This window comes from Sorangium sp. So ce145, assembly GCF_051525985.1.
Lineage (GTDB): Bacteria > Myxococcota_A > Polyangia > Polyangiales > Polyangiaceae > Sorangium > Sorangium cellulosum_B.
This window is the reverse complement of sequence record NZ_CP150315.1, coordinates 12,087,724-12,104,208: the sequence shown is the minus strand read 5'-3', so window position 1 is coordinate 12,104,208 and position 16,485 is coordinate 12,087,724. Positions and strand designations below refer to the sequence as shown.

Annotated in this window: 15 protein-coding genes; 10 read left to right on the top strand and 5 right to left on the bottom strand. The window is 71.7% G+C overall.

What is annotated here, in order from left to right; genetic code table 11:
• The first annotated feature begins 37 nt into the window (after window positions 1-37).
• The 10 genes from WMF34_RS44965 to WMF34_RS44920 all read left to right on the top strand — a co-directional run bounded on the left by WMF34_RS44965 (window position 38) and on the right by WMF34_RS44920 (window position 12,217).
• The gene (locus WMF34_RS44965) at window positions 38-1,471 is read left to right on the top strand and encodes a DUF3526 domain-containing protein (RefSeq protein ID WP_437991672.1); all 1,434 of its coding nucleotides are present in this window, start codon (window positions 38-40) and stop codon (window positions 1,469-1,471) included.
• Entirely contained in the window at window positions 1,468-2,982 is a 1,515-nt protein-coding gene (locus WMF34_RS44960) for a DUF3526 domain-containing protein (RefSeq protein WP_437991671.1), read from the top strand. The genes WMF34_RS44965 and WMF34_RS44960 overlap by 4 nt, the downstream gene beginning before the upstream one ends.
• 3 nt (window positions 2,983-2,985) lie before the next feature.
• Window positions 2,986-3,783, top strand: coding sequence for a methyltransferase (locus tag WMF34_RS44955; protein ID WP_437991670.1), 798 nt, complete (start codon window positions 2,986-2,988; stop codon window positions 3,781-3,783).
• 64 nt (window positions 3,784-3,847) lie between these two features.
• A complete protein-coding gene (locus WMF34_RS44950) occupies window positions 3,848-5,176 on the top strand; it encodes an MATE family efflux transporter (RefSeq protein ID WP_437991669.1) in 1,329 nt (442 codons plus the stop codon).
• Window positions 5,177-5,271: 95 nt separating this feature from the next.
• A complete protein-coding gene (gene asnB, locus WMF34_RS44945; protein ID WP_437991668.1) occupies window positions 5,272-7,077 on the top strand; it encodes an asparagine synthase (glutamine-hydrolyzing) in 1,806 nt (601 codons plus the stop codon).
• Between the two features lie 183 nt (window positions 7,078-7,260).
• On the top strand, window positions 7,261-8,112 hold the full coding sequence (locus tag WMF34_RS44940; RefSeq protein ID WP_012241414.1) for a nicotianamine synthase family protein: 852 nt from the start codon (window positions 7,261-7,263) through the stop codon (window positions 8,110-8,112).
• A 37-nt stretch (window positions 8,113-8,149) separates the two neighbouring features.
• Window positions 8,150-9,301: a methionine aminotransferase gene (locus tag WMF34_RS44935; RefSeq protein ID WP_437991667.1), complete on the top strand. Its 1,152-nt coding sequence runs from the start codon at window positions 8,150-8,152 to the stop codon at window positions 9,299-9,301.
• A gap of 245 nt (window positions 9,302-9,546) precedes the next feature.
• On the top strand, window positions 9,547-10,404 hold the full coding sequence (locus tag WMF34_RS44930; protein WP_437991666.1) for an aspartyl/asparaginyl beta-hydroxylase domain-containing protein: 858 nt from the start codon (window positions 9,547-9,549) through the stop codon (window positions 10,402-10,404).
• A gap of 194 nt (window positions 10,405-10,598) precedes the next feature.
• Complete coding sequence (locus WMF34_RS44925) at window positions 10,599-11,066, top strand: hypothetical protein (RefSeq protein ID WP_437991665.1); 468 nt, start codon at window positions 10,599-10,601, stop codon at window positions 11,064-11,066.
• 26 nt (window positions 11,067-11,092) lie between these two features.
• Complete coding sequence (locus WMF34_RS44920; RefSeq protein ID WP_437991664.1) at window positions 11,093-12,217, top strand: acyl-CoA dehydrogenase family protein; 1,125 nt, start codon at window positions 11,093-11,095, stop codon at window positions 12,215-12,217.
• A gap of 54 nt (window positions 12,218-12,271) precedes the next feature.
• Here WMF34_RS44920 and WMF34_RS44915 read toward each other — a convergent pair whose 3' ends face one another.
• From WMF34_RS44915 to WMF34_RS44895, 5 genes are all read right to left on the bottom strand, one after another.
• Window positions 12,272-12,628: a response regulator gene (locus WMF34_RS44915; RefSeq protein WP_437743048.1), complete on the bottom strand. Its 357-nt coding sequence runs from the start codon at window positions 12,626-12,628 to the stop codon at window positions 12,272-12,274.
• 88 nt (window positions 12,629-12,716) lie between these two features.
• Window positions 12,717-13,451 carry a response regulator gene (locus tag WMF34_RS44910; protein ID WP_012241410.1) on the bottom strand — a complete coding sequence of 245 codons (735 nt, stop codon included), beginning with the start codon at window positions 13,449-13,451 and terminating at the stop codon, window positions 12,717-12,719.
• A 22-nt stretch (window positions 13,452-13,473) separates the two neighbouring features.
• On the bottom strand, window positions 13,474-15,054 hold the full coding sequence (locus WMF34_RS44905) for a sensor histidine kinase (protein WP_437991663.1): 1,581 nt from the start codon (window positions 15,052-15,054) through the stop codon (window positions 13,474-13,476).
• Window positions 15,055-15,079: 25 nt separating this feature from the next.
• The gene (locus WMF34_RS44900) at window positions 15,080-15,814 is read right to left on the bottom strand and encodes a sensor histidine kinase (RefSeq protein WP_437991662.1); all 735 of its coding nucleotides are present in this window, start codon (window positions 15,812-15,814) and stop codon (window positions 15,080-15,082) included.
• Between the two features lie 46 nt (window positions 15,815-15,860).
• Window positions 15,861-16,472, bottom strand: a complete 612-nt coding sequence (locus WMF34_RS44895; RefSeq protein WP_012241407.1) for a response regulator transcription factor — start codon at window positions 16,470-16,472, stop codon at window positions 15,861-15,863.
• Window positions 16,473-16,485: the final 13 nt, after the last annotated feature.

The window sequence follows — 16,485 nt, the reverse complement described above, 5'->3', positions numbered from 1 at the left end:
CTGCCGCGGTCCGGCGAGCCCCTCAGGGAGTCAGCGCATGAGAGCCCTCTTCACAGCGGCGCGGCACGAGGCGATCCGCGCGCTGCGCAGCCGCACCGTCCGCATCGCCGCCGCGCTCGCCGCGGCGCTCCTCGTCGCCGCCTTCCTGCTCGAGGCGGCGCGGCACACCCAGGAGGCCCGCCAGCGCGCGGCCTTCCAGGAGCTGGTCCATCGCCAGTGGGTCGACCAGCCCGATCGCCACCCGCACCGCGCCGCCCATTACGGCACCTTCGCCTTCCGCGCCCCGAGCCCGCTCGGCTTCTTCGATCCAGGCCTCGAGTCCTTCGCCGGCACGTCGATCTTCCTGGAGCCGCACCAGCGCAACTCGCTGAGCTTCAGCGAGGCCGGGCAGTCGAGCGAGCTCGCGCGCTTCGGGACCCCGAGCGCCGCCTTCGTCCTCCAGGTGCTGCTGCCGCTGCTCATCTTCTGCATGACGTTCGCGAGCGTCGCCGGAGAGCGCGAGTCGGGGACATGGCGCATCGCCGTCTCCCAGGGCGTCGACGCGCGCGTCCTCGTCGCCGGGAAGGTCCTCGGCGCGCTGCTCGCCGTCGCGCTGTGCCTCGCGCCGCTCCTCGCCCTCGCGCTCGCGGGCGCGCTGCTCACGGGCGCGCTCGACGCGTCCCGGGACACGCTCGTCCGCGCCGCCGCGCTCGCGGGCGGCTACGCCGTCTATCTGACGGCCTGTACGGCGCTCGGCGTGCTCGTCTCGTCGTTCCACCGCCGCGCGCAGGGCGCGCTCCTGACGCTCCTCGGCCTCTGGGTCGCGCTCTGGATCGTCGTGCCGCGGCTCGCCACCCAGGCCGCGAGCCGCCTCCACCCCACGCCGTCGCGCGCCCAGGTCGAGCTCGACCTCGCGCGCGCGATCCGCGAGGTCGGAGACAGCCACGACCCGAACAACCCCCATTTCCAGGAGCTCCGGCGCCGCACCCTGGCCGAGCACGGCGCGTCGCGCGTCGAGGACCTCCCGGTCAACTACGGCGGCGTGGTGATGCGCGAGGGGGAGAAGGTCACGACGGCGGTGTTCAACGACTACACCACGCGGCTGTTCGAGGCGCACCGCGCCCAGGACGCGCTCGCGCTCCGCGCCGGCCTGTTCACGCCGCTGCTCGCGATCCGGTCGTTCTCGATGGGGATCGCCGGCACCGACGCCCACCACCTCGTCGACTTCGAGGAGCAGGCCGAGGCGCACCGCTATGCCTTCATCCAGCACCTGAACCACCTGCACGTCACGAAGATCCGCTGGCACGACGACAAGGCGCAGCGGGTCGATCGGGCGGAGTGGAGCGAATTCGACCCCTTCCAGCACAGGAGGCCTCCCGCGGCGTGGGCGCTGTCCCGCGTGGCGCCCGCCGGCCTCGCGGTGCTCGCGTGGGCGGCGGCGCTCTCGCTCGCCGTCGCGCTCTTCACCCGCCGCCAGGGAGAGGCGTCATGAGCTCGTTTCCCGCACGTCTCCTCGTACGTGTTCCCTCACGCGCGCGCCTGGAGCTCCGCCAGGTGCTCCGCGCGCGGATGGTCCTCGTCGCCGCCGCGCTGCTGCTCGTCGCCGGCGTCGCCGCCATCGTCGACGGCGCGGCCCGCGTCGCCCGCGAGCGTGAGGTCATCGCGGCGCTCGAGCCGGCGCTCAGGGAGGAGGAGAGCTACCTCCGCGAGACGCACGCGCAGGAGGACGATCTCGGCCTCGTCCTCTACTACCTCGCGATGCCGGTCGCGCACGAGCCGAACGAGTGGACGGCGCTCTCGACCGGGCTGCGCGACGTACACCCGTACAGCCGTCACCTGCGCTTCACCGGCCTCGTGCCGCAGCTCTACAAGACCGACATCGCCAACCCGCTGAAGCAGCTCTCCGGCAGCTTCGATTACGGGTTCGTCCTCATCTTCCTCGTCCCGCTCTTCATCATCGGCGTGAGCTACGACGTCCGCTCGCGCGACGACGACCTCGGCACCGAGCCGCTCGTCTGCTCCCAGCCGACGCGCCTGTCACGCGTGCTCGCCCTCCGGCTCGCGCTGCGCGCCGGGCTGGTCTCCGCCGTCGCGCTCGCGCTGCTCGCCTTCGCCGTCGCCTGGCTCGGCCTCCCGCTCGACGCGCGCGCCGGCGCCTTCGCGCTCGCGTCGCTCGCGTACATCGCGCTCTGGTTCGTCCTCGTCTTCCTCGTGGCCTCGCTGCGCCGCTCGTCCGCGTGGAACGCGATCTCGCTCGTGGGCGTCTGGATCGCCTGGTGCGTCCTGCTCCCCGCGCTCGTCAACCTCGCGATCATCACCGCCTCTCCCGCGCGCGGCGGCGTCGAGCTCACGCTCGCGCAGCGGCAGGAGATGAACGCCGGCTGGGACCGGCCGAAGCGCGCGACCCTCGACCCGTTCTTCGCGCGTCGGCCCGAGTGGGCCCAGACCCCTGTCCCGGAAGACCGCTTCTCCTGGCCCTGGTACTACGCCATGCACGAGGTGGGCGACGCGCACGTCGCCCGGCAGGTCGAGGACTACCACGCTGCGCTCGCGCGCCGTGAGCAGTGGACCGCGCGGGCCGCGCTCGCCCTGCCGCCGCTCGCGCTGGAGCTCGTGCTCGACCGGATGGCGGACACGGACATGGCCACGGAGCTCGCCTTCAGGGACAGCATGGTGGCCTACCACGAGCAGCTGAAGCAGTACTTCTATCCGCTCGTCTTCAATCACAAGGGCCTCGCCGCGTTCGGCATCGACGACGTCCCGCGCCACCGCGAAGGTGGCGGCCCGCGGCCCTTGCACCTCTCCGGCCTCGCCGGCCTGCTCGGCGTCCTCGCGCTGCTCGGCGCCGCGATCCCGCTGGCCGTCCGCCGCATCGACGCGACGCCGTGGCTGGAAGAGGCGAGCGCCTCGCGCGAGGCCAGTGCCCGGCCGACCGCCGACCAGGGACCGTCGAGCGAACCTTGCACGCTGCTGACCCGCGACGGGGAAGCACGGGAGACCTGAGCCATGGACAATCGAACGGCGCGGATCGAGGACGTTCACGGGCTGGCGCTGGACCCTCGCGAGATCGCCGCGCTCGCCGAGCCGATCCGACGATTCTATCTCTCGCTGCCGCCCATGCTCTCCGCCGAGGAGATCGAGCAGGTCAACCGGGGCACCAAGGTCCTGGGCGGCGATTACGTGTACCGCGGGCTGAGGTTCACGGTCCCGTCCGGCGTCCTCGTGCCGGGCGGGACGAGCGAGGTGATCTTCGACGCCCTCCACGACGGGCTCGTCGAGACGCAGGGCGCCTCGGTCGTCGTGATGGGGTGCGGGGCGGGCGTCGAGCCCATCCTCGCGCGGCAGCGCGGCGCCCGCGAGATCTACGCGATGGACATCCATCAAGCGAGCGTCGCGTCGAGCCTCGCGAGCTTCGAGCGGCACACGGGCGCGCGCGACCCCGGAAAGCACCACTTCCTGGTCTCGGATCTCTTCTCCGCGCTTCCGCCCGGGCGGCGCGCCGACGTGATCGCCTTCAATCCGCCCGCCAACCCGCTGCGCTCCGACGATCCCGATCTCACGCGGGTGAACTTCTCGGGCTCCGCGATCATGGCGCGCTTCTTCGACGAGATCGCCTCTCGAGAGCTGCTCGCGCCGGGAGGAAAGGTCATCACCGTGCTCTCGAACGCAAGCAACCTCCAGGGCATCACGGGGCACGCGCTCCGCCGGGGCTTCAAGCCCGAGCTCCTGAGGCGGAAGACCTGGTCCGCTCCCTACGACAAGATCCTGACACACCTCCTCTCCTTCACGCTGGATTCACGCTGAACCTCACGTTGTGACGAGAGCCCGACCGATGGCCCAGCACCGCACGCAGCCCCGAAAGGAGGCCTTGAGCTTCGGATCGTACTGGAAGCTCGCCCTCCCCCTGACCCTCGCCGGCCTGTCGGGACCCCTCATGAACGCCACCGACACCGCGGTCATGGGGCACTTCGGCGACGCGGCCACGATGGGGGGAGTCGCCGTCGGCGGCCAGATCTTCAACACCCTTTACTGGCTCCTCGGCTTCTTCCGGACGAGCACGAGCGGCTTCGCTGCCCAGGCGCGCGGCGCCGAGGATCGCCAGGAGGCCGCGTTGCAGCTGTTTCGTCCGCTGGTCTTCGCGGGCCTGGTCGGCTGCGCCTTCGTGCTGCTGCAGGGCCCCCTCGGGGCCGCCGGCATCGATCTGATGGGGGCCCGCGGACAGGTCGAGTCCCACGCGGCGGCCTATTACGAGGCGCGCATCTGGGGGGCTCCCGCGGTGCTGATGGGCTACGTGGTCGCGGGCTGGCTCATCGGCATGGCCGAGGTGCGCTGGGTGACGCTGCTCTATGTCGGAATGGACCTGCTCAACCTGGTCCTCACCGTCACCTTCGTCACGGCGCTCGACCTCGGGGTGAGCGGCGTCGCCTGGGCCACCGTGCTGGCCGAGGTGACGAAGGTCGTCGTCGGCTTCCTGGTGATCTGGCGCAAGGGCCACCTGCGCGGCGTCCAGCCGAGGTGGCAGCACCTCGCCGATCTCCACGCCATCACCCGCATGTGGCGCGTGAACAGCGATGTCCTCGTGCGCACGACCTGCCTGCTCGGCGTCTTCGGCTGGATCACCCGCCAGAGCGCGCTCCTCGGCCCCGAGGCCCTGGCGGTCAACGCGATCCTGATGCACATGCAGCTCGTCATCTCCAGCGCGCTGGGCGGGCTCGGCAACACAGCGGGCATGCTCGCAGGCCAGGCGATAGGGGCCCAGTCCCGGGAGCGCTTCCACGGCGCGATCCGGCTCTCGTTCTGGACGGCATCGCTGTCCGCGCTCGCCATCAGCCTCGCGTGCCTCGCCGCGCAGCCGGCCATCCTCGCGCTGTTCACGCCGCTTGCGTCGATCGCGCAGGCGACGGGCCGCTACTTCATCTGGATGGTCCTGTTCCCCCTCGCGATCTTCTGGAGCATGATCCTCGAGTGCGTCTTCACGGGCGCGACGCGGGCCGGTCCCGTCCGCAACTCGCTGCTCGCCGCGACCCTGGTCTTCTTCGCCATCTGGCCTGTCGCCTCGGCCCGCTGGGGCAACCACGGGCTCTGGATGGCCTTCCTCCTGTTCAGCCTGACGCGCTCCGTCTATCTCCATCTGGCGCTGCCGAGGCTCATGCCCCTGGCGTTCCCGGCGCGCCATCGGGAGCCCGTCACCGCCTGACGCGCGCCGCTGGGCCGCGCGCCGCGTCGCGGCGCTCCACGTCACGCCACGTCACGCCACGTCACGTTCCGGTCCCAGCTCCAGGAGAGTGCTCGATGTGTTCGATCGCTGGCATCTTCAACAAGAAGCATCCCATCGGCGCCGCGCAGCGCGACGAGATGGCGTCGCTCCTCGAGGCGATGCACCACCGGGGACCGGACGCGCGGGGCGCCCTGCAATGCGCGAGCTGGGCCCTGCTCGGCAGCAACCGGCTGCGCATCACCGACGCCGGGAACCCCGGCGCGGACATGCCGCTCACCTCGGCCGATCAGCGCCTCGCCATCGTCTTCAACGGCGAGATCTACAACCACCGTGACCTGCGCGCGCGGCTGTCGGGGTTCCCGTTCAGGACCGCCTCGGACACCGAGGTCATCCTCGCGGCGTACGAGGCATGGGGGCTCGCCTGCGTGGAGCACCTCGAGGGCATGTTCGCCTTCGCCCTGTTCGACAGCGCGACGCAGACGGGGCTCATCGCCTGCGACCCCACCGGACAGAAGACCGTTTACCTGTGGGAGGACGGCGACGCCCTGGTCTTCGCCTCGGAGATCGACCCGCTCATCAAGGACCCTTACCGCAGGAAGGACTGGGACCTCGACGGCCTCGCGGAGTTCACCGCGCACCGCTTCATCCTGGGCAGCGCCACACACGTCCGGCAGATCCGCAAGCTCGAGTCCGGCACCTGGCTGACCAGGACGCCCGAGCGGCAAGAGACGGGGCGCTTCTACCGGATCCCGCGCGGCGACCTGGCGAGGACCGACGTCCCCGCGATCCGGCAGGAGATCAGGGACGCGGTCATCGACGGATGCCAGAGGACGTTCGACCTCGAGGTCCCCTACGGTCTCCTGCTGAGCGGCGGCATCGACTCCACGGCGGTCCTCGCCGCGGCCCGCCGCGCCGGCCTGCCGATGAGGACGTTCTCCATCGGCTTTCAGCCGACGGGTCAGCTCCTCCCGAGGAGCACCAGCGTCTTCGACGAGTTCGCCTATTCGAGGGCGCTCGCCCGCGAGCACGAAACGCAGCACACCGAGATCACCCTGTCGGACACCGACTACTGCGCTTACCTCGACCGGTGGATCGAGACCGCCGGCGAGCCGCTCGGGTCCCAGGAGGCGCCCTGCCTCATCCGGCTCTTCGAGGAGGCCGGGCGAGAGGCGCGCGTGATCTTCTCCGGGAGCGGGCCTGACGAGATCTTCGACGGGTACTCCTACGGTCGGGCGATGGCGGACGTGCCCCTCGCCGAGCTCGCCGAGCGCTACTTCGCCGCCTTTCACTGGTCCGGCAAGGCCGACCTGAGGCAGCTCATGCCGCGCCACGACGCCGCGCGCCTGACGACCCGCAAATACCGCCAGATCCTCTCGCTCTACAGCGACTGGCCGCTCGACAGCCTGCAGGCCGTCCAGCTCCTGCACTTCCACGGCCGGCTCGTCGTCTACGAGTTCCGGCAGATGGATCTCATCAGCATGCGCCACGGCGTCGAGGCCCGCTCGCCCCTCGCAAGCGCCGGGCTCGCCCGCGTCGCCTTCGATTTCCAGAGCGAGCTGAAGCAGCAGGGCGGCTCCGAGAAGGGGATCTACAAGCAGGCCCTCGTCGATCTCGTCCCTCCGGCGATCGCCTCGCGCAAGAAGCAAGGGTTCCCCATCCCCGCGGAGATGTGGTTCTCGAGGCCGTTCGCGGACAGGGCCGCCATCCTCTTCGACAAGGGCTGCGTGCTGAGCGGCGCTGGCCTCGTCGACCCGAGCTACCTGAGGAGGCTCTGGGAAGATCCGGACCCGGCCACGCGCAACCTGTTCTCGCGCCTGTACACGGCCGAGGGCATCCTCCGTCGCCAGGCGCCGCACCTCGCGCCGTCGCGGGCCGCCTGATCCCAGGCGCATCGGGGCGGGGAATGACGGCCCCGACGCGGCGCCCGCGCCCGTTAAATGCAATTCATTTGCAATTGACATTTCAGGGTTCACGACGCATAAGTGGCCTGCCAGCGTCGGTGAGGCCGCCGGGGGTCCCACACACCGATCCTGACGAACAGATCCGCTGTTCTGGAGGGCCTCATGAACACGATCATCGATCCTTCGCTTCCGACACGCATTCACCGCATCTACAACGAGCTCGCGAGCATGGGCTCCCTCGAGCCGAGCCAGCGGGTGAACCACCTGTTCAGCGAGCTCGTGAGCATCTCCATGTCGCGCTCGCGCGGCGAGGCCGATGAGGTGCTCGGAGATCCGGCCGTGAGCGCGATCCGGGAGGGCCTGTGGCGCGTCTGCTCGCGCGGCGAGTACGAGCTGGAGCGCCACTGGGCGCGGCGCATCGCCGCCGCGGACGACCCGGCGGCCGAGCTCCGGAGCTTCCCGTACGCCGTGAATTACGAGAAGCTGACCCGGCTCGAGCTCTCCGGCCTGCGGGGCGTGCGCGACGAGCCGCCGCGGCGCGTGCTGTTCATCGGCTCCGGTCCGCTGCCCTTCACCTCGATCCTGCTCGCCGAGCGCCTCGGCGTCCCGGTCAGCAACATCGACGCCGACGAGGACGCGTGCGCCGACGCCCGCGCGCTCGCGCGCCGGCTCGGGCTCTCGGAGAAGCTCGGGTTCATCTGCGCCGACGCCCTGTCCTGCTCCGACCTCTCGGAGTTCGACTGCGTGTTCCTCGCCGCGCTCGTCGGCATGAACCGGCGCGAGAAGAGCCGCCTGCTCCACCACCTCCACGGGGTGATGCGCCCGGGCGCGCTGCTCCTCGTCCGCAGCTCGCAGCGACTACGCACGCTGCTCTACCCCGAGGTCGACATCCATGGAATGGCGCCGTTCGAGCCGCTCCTGGAGCTCCATCCGCACGACGAGGTGATCAACTCGGCCATCATCGCGGAGCGGCCGGGCGCGACCGGATCACCGGCTGACGCGGTGACATGCTAAGGTCCCGGCCCGTCAGGACCCGGCCGAGGAGCCCATCATGACCCCACCTGCGATCCCGTCGAAGCTGCCGTCGACCGGCGTCAGCATCTTCACCGTGATGACGCGCCTCGCGAACGAGCACAGCGCCATCAACCTGTCGCAGGGCTTCCCGGATTTCGACTGCGCGCCCGAGCTCGTCGAGGCGGTCGCGCGCCACATGCGCGCCGGCCACAACCAGTATGCCCCCATGCAGGGCGTCCTGGCGCTGCGCGAGGCGCTGTCCGCGAAGATCGAGCGGCTCTACGGCCGCCGCTACGACCCGGCGACCGAGATCACGATCACCTCGGGGGCGACCGAGGGCATCTTCAGCACGCTGACCGCGTTCGTCCGGCCCGGGGACGAGGTCATCCTGTTCCAGCCTTGTTACGACTCGTACGCGCCGGCCGTGCTGCTGAACGGCGGCACGCCCGTGTTCGTCACGCTCCGCTTTCCGGACTACCGCGTGGACTGGGACGAGGTGCGGCGCGCGCTCACGCCGCGGACCCGGCTCCTGCTCATCAATTCGCCGCACAACCCCACCGGAACGATGCTGTCGGCCGACGACATGCGCGAGCTCGCGCGGGTGCTCGAGGGGACCGACGCCCTCGTCGTCGGCGACGAGGTGTACGAGCACATCCTCTTCGACGGGCGCCGGCACGAGAGCCTCGCGCGGTATCCGGAGCTGGCCGACCGCTCCGTGGTCATCAGCTCGTTCGGGAAGACGTACCACACGACCGGCTGGAAGGTCGGCTACTGCGCGGCGCCGCAGCCGCTCTCGGCCGAGATCCAGCGGGTGCATCAATTCGTGACCTTCGCGGTGAACGCGGCCATCCAGCTCGCCTACGCCGAGATCGTGGCGCGCGATCCGCTCGCCGCCGATCTCGCCCCCTTCTACCAGGCAAAGCGCGACCGGTTCCTGAAGCTCATCGAGGGCTCTCGGCTGCGGCCCTTGACGTGCGAGGGCACGTATTTCCAGCTCGTCGACTATTCCGCGATCACGACGGAGCGAGACGCCGATTTCGCGCGGAGCCTCCTCCGCGAGCACGGCGTCGCCTCGATCCCGATCTCCCCGTTCCTGTCCGGCGTGGAGCCCGGGCCCGTCCTGCGGTTCTGCTTCGCCAAGCGGGACGAGACGCTCGAGCGCGCGGCCGAGAGGCTGCGCCGGGTCTGAGGCGCGGCGCCCCGCGCGCCCGCTCCGGGAAGAGCGACAGCAGCCCTCCCGGCGAGGCCTCGCACACCTCTCTCGCCGCCCGGGCACCTGTCCGCGCGCCTGATTTCATTTGCAATCAAGTTGCCATATAAGTAACAGGGGCGCACCCGGGATCAAAGCCAGATCGCCGCGGCGGCCCATCCACGCGGACAGGCGTGGCTCGCCCGTCATCCCCCCTCCGCCGGGCTCCGCAGAATGGAGGACTCATGCTGAAGTACACGTCCCAGCTCCGAGAGATCCCCCGCGCCGTCGTCGACGGCATGCTCGACGACGTGGCGCGCGCCGACATCCCATGGACCGAGAACTACTCGCGGTATCAGTCCGGCGGGTGGAAGACGGCCGCGCTCTACAACGCGAGCGGAGACTCGCAGGAGAACGATCTCGCCGACTGCACGCCCGTCCCCACCGAGGTCGTCCGGCGGCTGCCCCGGGTCCGCGCCTTCATCGAGGGGTCAGGCCTCCAGCTGATGTGGGTCAGGCTGCTGCGGCTCGACCCCGACGCATTCCTCTGGGAGCACACCGACTACGGGGCTCACAACCTGCGCCGCATCCCGAGGCTTCGGCTCCACGTTCCCCTGAAGACGAACCTGGACGCGCTCATCGTCCTGCCGTCGCGCTCGGTCCACATGAAGAGCGGCTTTCTCTGGAAGCTGTCTCCTCACGAGACGCGCCATGGCGCCTGCAACCGCGGCTCGGAGGTCCGTATCCACCTGATCCTCGACTGCTACATGAGCGGAACGCTGGAAGCGCTCGTCTCCCGGGAGTTCCTCGATCCGGACGCGCTGAGGGACAAGGCGCGTCTCTCGGAGGAGCGCTTCGCGGAGCTCTGCCGCGCCGCGGACGCGCTGGTGAGCGGCGGCCGCCAGGGCGCCGCAGAGGACCTGTTCCGGAAGGCGTTCCACGCTCACGACCTGGGCTCCCTGTCGAGCTACGACCTGCTCGCGCGCTATCACGAGGAGCGCGGTGACGCCGCCCGGCGGGATCACTGGTTGAACGAGAAGGTCACCTTCCTGAACCTCAACGTGCCAGGACATCCGTTCTATCAGCAGCACGCCCAGGGGTGAGGCCTGCCATCAAGAAGGAAACATAGACGAGGAAGGCGCCCCTGCCGCCGCCCAGGCTCATCCACATCGGCCAGCGCGCGCCGCCGGCGGCGCCGGGAGTGGGAGAGGCGCCCGATTGCCAGCGAGGCCGGACCTTCATAGCATGATCATATTGCGGGCTCCGGGGCTCCACGCTCCGAGGGAAAGAGCGGATAATGCTAAGTATCAACCACGCACAGACTGGCGCGGTGGAGGACCTGTCGCCGGGCGGCGCCGAGGCGCGCCCTTCGGCCCGTCGAGAGCGGGAGTGGCCCTCCAGCCCGCGTGACGCCGCCGAGCCGGACGAGGGCCGCATCAGGCCGGCCCCCGCGCGGCGCTGCGTCACGGCGCGCGCCGTCCGCTCCGACATGTTGCTCGTGCTGCTCGCCGCGCTCGCCGCGGGCGGCGCCATCGGGTGCGGACACGCCTGCAACTACGGCTTCTCGTCGTGCTCGGCGGTGTCCCCCGCGACCTCCGTGCCGGGCTCGACGGACGCGCAGGGCGCCTGCCCGACCGAGTATCGCCCCATTTGCTCCAACATCCGCTGCGTGACCGACAAGAACGGCTGCCAGATCTGCGATTGTGCGGAAACCGGGACGGCCCCGCTCCACCCGCGCGACGTGCAGCCGCCGGACGGACGGTGATCGCAGCGCCCCGGAGGAGCGACCCCATGAATGCACAGAAAGACGACGCGAGGCAGGCCGACGAGCTCCTCGCCGAGGCCGAGCGGATCTCGGCGATCCTCGCCGAGCACGCGGCCCGGCACGACCGGGACGCCACCTTCCCGATCGAGGGCCTGGCCGCCACGATCCGCTCACCGATCAACACGGCGCTGCTCGGCGGGGCCGCGGGCGACGACGCCGCCCGCGCGCCCTGCTCGTGGCTGACCTTCGGCCGCGTCGTCGCCCTCCTCGCGCGGGGCGACGCGTCGTTCGCCACGGCGTGGCTCATGCACCAGGGCGCCATGTCGGTGTACCGCGCCCTGGTCGACCCCGGCGAGCGGTCCCGCTTCGAGCAGGCGATCCGCCGCGGCGCGTGGGTCGGCAACGCGCTCTCCGAGCCCACCAGCGGCAACATGTTCCTCGTGCCGCGCCAGGTGGCCCGGAAGGCCGACGGCGGCTATCGCCTGACCGGCGAGAAGCGCTTCGTCACCGGGTGCGAGCACGCGGACTTCTTCTTCACGGCTGCGGTCTGCGACGGCCAGCCCGCGTTCTTCCTCCTCGATAAGGACGACTCGATCGCCATCGAGCCCGTCTGGGACACGCTCGGCATGCGGGCCACGCGCAGCCAGATCGTCCGCTTCCAGGGCACGCTCCTGCCCGAGTCGCGGCGGCTCGCGGTCGATCCCACTGCGCCCAACCCCATCCCCAACGGCCTCGGCTGGCTCTCCGTGGGCATCGCCGAGGCCGCCATGGCCGCGGCCGTGGCCTACGCCAAGGAGCGTGTCCTGCCGCCGAGCGACCGGCCCATCGCCGAGCTGCAATGGGTGCAGTTCGCCGTGGCCGACATGAGCCTGCGCCTCGAGGCCGCGCGCGCCCTCGCCATGCGCACCGCCGCCGCCCTGGACGCGGGCGACCCGAGCTACGGCCTCCTGCAGCTGCAGTCCAAGGTGGTGGCCAACGAGGCCGCGGTGGCCATCGCCACCTCGGCCCTGGAGATCGCCGGCGGCGCCGGGTACATGCGCAGCCGCCCCATCGAGCGCCACCTGCGCGACGCGATGAGCGGCCCCATCATGGCCCTGTCCGGCCCCGCGATCCGCGACATCGTGGGCAAGGCCCTGCTCGGCGTCGCCTGACGCCGCGCACGGCGTCGGAGCGCGCCGCGCCGGCGCGCGCGGCGCCGGCGCGCGTCAGCCGAGCAGCTGCCGGATCCGATCGAGCAGATCCGGAAAGCCGATCCCCTTCGAGAGCACCGCGTCCGGCGGGGGCGCGTCGCCGAGGGCCTCGTCGCCGCTGCCGCTGATCAGCACCGCCTTCGCGCGCGGCAGGCGCGCCCGCAGCACCGCCACGAGATCGGTGCCGTGGCCGTCGCCGAGGTTCTGATCGAGCAGCGCGAGGTCGTACCGCGCGCCCTCCGCCGCGATCTTCCGCCCGGCCTCGGCGAACGAGCCGGCCTCCTCCACCTGGAAGCCCTCGTCCTCCAGGAGCGTCGCGAGCACGAACCGGGACGACGCGTCGTCGTCGACGAGGAGCACGGTCACGCTCACGCCGCCCTCCTCCGCCCGCGCGGCCGGCGCTGTCGCGGCCGGGCAGGGCGCAGTGGACGCCGCCGCCCGGCGCCATGTCCCGCGGCCCTCAGCACGTCCCCGGGTCGCTCCTGGCGCGCGCGATCGTGTGCATCAGCTCGCGCACCTCGAACGGTTTGTGGAGGCAGGCGTACCCGCCCTGGCTCGTGAACGCGTGGATCATCTCCGGCGTCGCGTGGCCGGTCATCGCGATCACCGTGATCCCGCGGCTCAACCGCCGGATCTGCTCGTGGGTCCTCACGCCGTCCAGGGACGGCATCCGGAGGTCGAGCACGCACACGTCGACCGCCGCATCCCGCGCGCGCTGGATGGCCGTGTGCCCGTCGTACGCGGCCTCGGCGCGCAGCCCGGCCGCCGTGAGCCCCGCCACGATCGACTCCGCGACCGCGGGGAGATCGTCCACCACGAGCACGCCGCGCGACGAGAGGGCCCGCGCGATGATCCGCATGAGGTGCTCCATCGAGAAGGGCTTGTAGATGACCGCATAGACGCCCTCGCCGATGCCCTGCTCGATGAGCTGCTCGCGCGCGAAGCCGGTCATCAGCACCACCGTGAGCTCCGGCTGGAGCCGCTTGATCTCCCGGAACGTCGCGACGCCGTCGAGGCCGGGCATCCTCACGTCGGTCAGCACGAGCGCGAAGCGCCGCTGCCTCACGAGCTCGAGCGCGTGCGCCCCGTCCCGCGCCTCGACGACCTCGTACCCCTCGAGCTCGAGGTTCGCGGCGAGCGTGGCGCGCATCCCCTCCTCGTCGTCCACCACGAGCACCGGTCCGGTCCCTTGCATCGACGGCCGTCTCCCTCCGCTGTCACGCGGGCTGCACGGAGGAGTGTACCTCCGGCGCCGCGGCGCGCGGTAACCGGATGGTGAACGTCGTCCCCGCGCCGGGCGCGCTCTCCACCGCGATCGTGCCGCCGTGCAGGCGGACTATCCCGGCGGTGATGGCGAGCCCGAGGCCCGTCCCCTTCAGCTTCGTGCTGAAGAGCGGCTCGAAGATCTTCGCGAGGTGCTCCTCCTCGATCCCCTCCCCGTTGTCGGCCACCTCGAGGCTCACGGCCTCGTCGCATACACGTCCGACCACACGCACCCACCCTTCGCGTTCGACCGGTATCGCCTCGGCCGCGTTCTGGATCAGGTTCACGAGCACCTGCCGGAACTGGTCCTTGTCGAGGCTCGGCACCGGCAGCGCCGCCGGCACGAGGTTCTCCAGGCGCACGTGCGCGGGCGGCTCGACGACCGACATGGCGTCGTCCACGAGGGGCGCGAGCGGGCAGGCGGTGCGGCGGAGCCTGCGCTCACGCGCGAAGTCCAGGAGATCACCGATGATCCGGTTGCACGAGAGCAGCTCCTTCTCCATCAGACCGAGGAGCTGGGCGACGCGCGGCTCCGCGCCGACCTCGGTCCCGGCGAGGCGCTTCTTGAGGTAGTGCGTCGCGTTCCGGATGGCGCCGAGCGGGTTGCGCAGCTCGTGCCCGACGCTCGCCGCGAGCTGCCCTATCGCCGCGAGCCGCTCGACGCGCACGCTCGACGCCTGGGCCTCGCGCAGGCTCTCGGCCATGTGGCGGAGCGCCGTGCCCATGCGCCCGAACTCGTGTCTTCCCAGGTCGGGCAGCGGGTAGTCGAGGTCGCCTCCGGCGATGCGCCGCGAGCACTCCGCGAGCGCGCCGAACCCGCGCGCCATCGAGCGCAGGAGCCCGCCGAGGAGGACGACGAGGAGCACGAGCGCCGCCGTCATCAGGGCGATGCTCGCGATCCTGATCCTGGCGCCCGCGCGGCCCGCCTCCTCCGCGTTCCGCGCGACGTCGCGCCGCGCGTCGGCGATGGCCGCGTCGATCTGGGGCACGAACCCCTCCTCGTACTCGGCCTCGGGGCGCTCCACGAACCTCCGGTAGGCCGCCGGATCCCCGGCGCTCGCCATGCGGGACACGTGGTCGACGCCCCCGCCGATCGCCGCGAAGCTCGCGCGCATCCGGCGCAGGCGCTCGTCGCCCTCCTGCGCCTCGCGCAGCGCCTCGGGGGCGCGCTCGCCCTCGATCAGCGCCCGCTCGAGCGGCTCCCACGCCCGCTCGAGCGGCTCCCGCGCTCGCTCGAACGGCCTCCGCGCCCGCTCGATCGCCTCCGCCGCGGCCAGGTCCCGCGCGACGAGCCCGGCCAGGTGGTGGAGCTCCTCGGTGTCGCCGCCGCCGAGGGAGATCTCCGCGGCTTCCCGCATGTAGCGGCCGGCGTGGTTGGCGAGCGTGACGTGGCGGGTGAGGTCCTCGTAGGACAGCTCGGCGCGCCGCTGGAGCCGCGTCATGCTGGCGGACGTGACGTAGAGCGCGCCGGTCGCGAGCAGCACGACGGCCGCCGCCACGGCGAAGATCAGCGAGAGGGCGGCCCGGATGCTCATCGCGGCGCCTCGGCCGCGCGCGCCGTCACAGCCGCTCCTCGGCGCCCGCGCCGGGCGGCTCGGGCGCCAGAGCGAGGGGCAGCTCGATGCAGGCCACCGTGCCCGAGGGCGCGCCGCGGCCCAGGGTGAGCGCCCCGAAATAGCGGCGCGCCACGCGCCCGGCGATGTTGAGCCCGAGCCCGAGGCGGCCCGGCTTGGTGGTGTAGAACGGGCGCGTGATCGCCTCCCGCTCCTCCTCGGGCACGCCCGTCCCCGCGTCGCCGACCTCGATGCGGTAACGCGCGCCCACCACGCTCCCGCGCAGCGTGACCACCCCGCCCCCGGGCATCGACTCCGCCGCGTTCTCGACGAGGCACCGGATCGCCAGCGCGAGCTCGGCCGGATCGAGCTCGACAACGCCCTCCGCCGCGTCGACGTCGACGCGGATCGCCGGCTCGGCGATGCGCGCGCAGGCCGCCGCCGTGAGGACGCACTCGCGGGCGCTCGCGCTCACCGGCCGCCGCCTGAGGCTCGGGTTCGCGTCGACGGCGCCGTCGACGAGCGCACTCGCCGCGATCGCCTCCTCGTCGATGACGTCGAGGAACTGCGCCACCCGCGGGTCGTCCCGAAAGGCCTGCTCCCGGGCGACCTTGCGCCGGATGAAGAACGCCGCATTGCGGATCGTCCCGAAGCAGTTGCGCAGATCGTGGCGCAGCGCGGCCACGATCTCCTCGGCCGTCGCGGTCTGCTCCACCGCGCCGAGCGGATCTCGGCTCGTCATCGTGGGGGATGGCCTCCTCGGGTGCCGCGTTCGCCGCCGCGGTCGATCACTTGAGGGTCCGGGCCGGGAGCCCGGCGTCTCCGAGCCGCACCGTGTCCAGGTAGCTCGACGCCGCGCGGGAGGACGGGGGCGGGTACGAGCTCACCCGCTCGCGCTGCGAGGACGCCGGCGCGTCCTGGGCCTCCCGCGGCCTGAGCGACGGCGCGGCCCTCCTCGTCTTCGAGGCGGGCGCGGCGGCCTCGCGCGCCGAGGCGGCGCCCGCGCCGGCGTCCGCGGACCGCCGCGCGCGGGCGAGGCGCGCGAGCTCCAGGACGATCCGGGTGACCCGGGCGGGCTCGAACGGCTTGAGGATGACGTAGTGGCGGCCCGCCTCGCCGGAGCGGATGTACTCCTCGTCGCCGGTGATCAGCAGGCAGCTCGTGTAGAACGGCAGGCCGGCGACCCGCTTGAGGAGCTCGTCTCCGTTCATCCCGGGCATCTTGTAGTCGGAGCAGACCACGTGGAACTGGCCTGTCTGCAGCAGCTCGAGGGCCCGGTGGGCGGACGTGCAGGTCTCGACCTCGACGTCGTCGTCGAGGATGGCCGCGATGCTGTCCAGCATCCTCCGCTCGTCGTCGACGACGAGCACGCGCAGCCGCTCCTGGGCATACAGGCTCACGATTCTCCTCTTG

What these genes read in the sequence shown, in the direction of transcription:
- WMF34_RS44965 (WP_437991672.1), top strand. Translation starts at nt 38, where the DNA reads ATGAGAGCCCTCTTCACAGCGGCGCGGCACGAGGCGATCCGCGCGCTG.
- WMF34_RS44960 (WP_437991671.1), top strand. Translation starts at nt 1,468, where the DNA reads ATGAGCTCGTTTCCCGCACGTCTCCTCGTACGTGTTCCCTCACGCGCG.
- WMF34_RS44955 (WP_437991670.1), top strand. Translation starts at nt 2,986, where the DNA reads ATGGACAATCGAACGGCGCGGATCGAGGACGTTCACGGGCTGGCGCTG.
- asnB (WP_437991668.1), top strand. Translation starts at nt 5,272, where the DNA reads ATGTGTTCGATCGCTGGCATCTTCAACAAGAAGCATCCCATCGGCGCC.
- WMF34_RS44940 (WP_012241414.1), top strand. Translation starts at nt 7,261, where the DNA reads ATGAACACGATCATCGATCCTTCGCTTCCGACACGCATTCACCGCATC.
- WMF34_RS44935 (WP_437991667.1), top strand. Translation starts at nt 8,150, where the DNA reads ATGACCCCACCTGCGATCCCGTCGAAGCTGCCGTCGACCGGCGTCAGC.
- WMF34_RS44930 (WP_437991666.1), top strand. Translation starts at nt 9,547, where the DNA reads ATGCTGAAGTACACGTCCCAGCTCCGAGAGATCCCCCGCGCCGTCGTC.
- WMF34_RS44925 (WP_437991665.1), top strand. Translation starts at nt 10,599, where the DNA reads ATGCTAAGTATCAACCACGCACAGACTGGCGCGGTGGAGGACCTGTCG.
- WMF34_RS44920 (WP_437991664.1), top strand. Translation starts at nt 11,093, where the DNA reads ATGAATGCACAGAAAGACGACGCGAGGCAGGCCGACGAGCTCCTCGCC.
- WMF34_RS44910 (WP_012241410.1), bottom strand. Translation starts at nt 13,451, where the DNA reads ATGCAAGGGACCGGACCGGTGCTCGTGGTGGACGACGAGGAGGGGATG.
- WMF34_RS44905 (WP_437991663.1), bottom strand. Translation starts at nt 15,054, where the DNA reads ATGAGCATCCGGGCCGCCCTCTCGCTGATCTTCGCCGTGGCGGCGGCC.
- WMF34_RS44900 (WP_437991662.1), bottom strand. Translation starts at nt 15,814, where the DNA reads ATGACGAGCCGAGATCCGCTCGGCGCGGTGGAGCAGACCGCGACGGCC.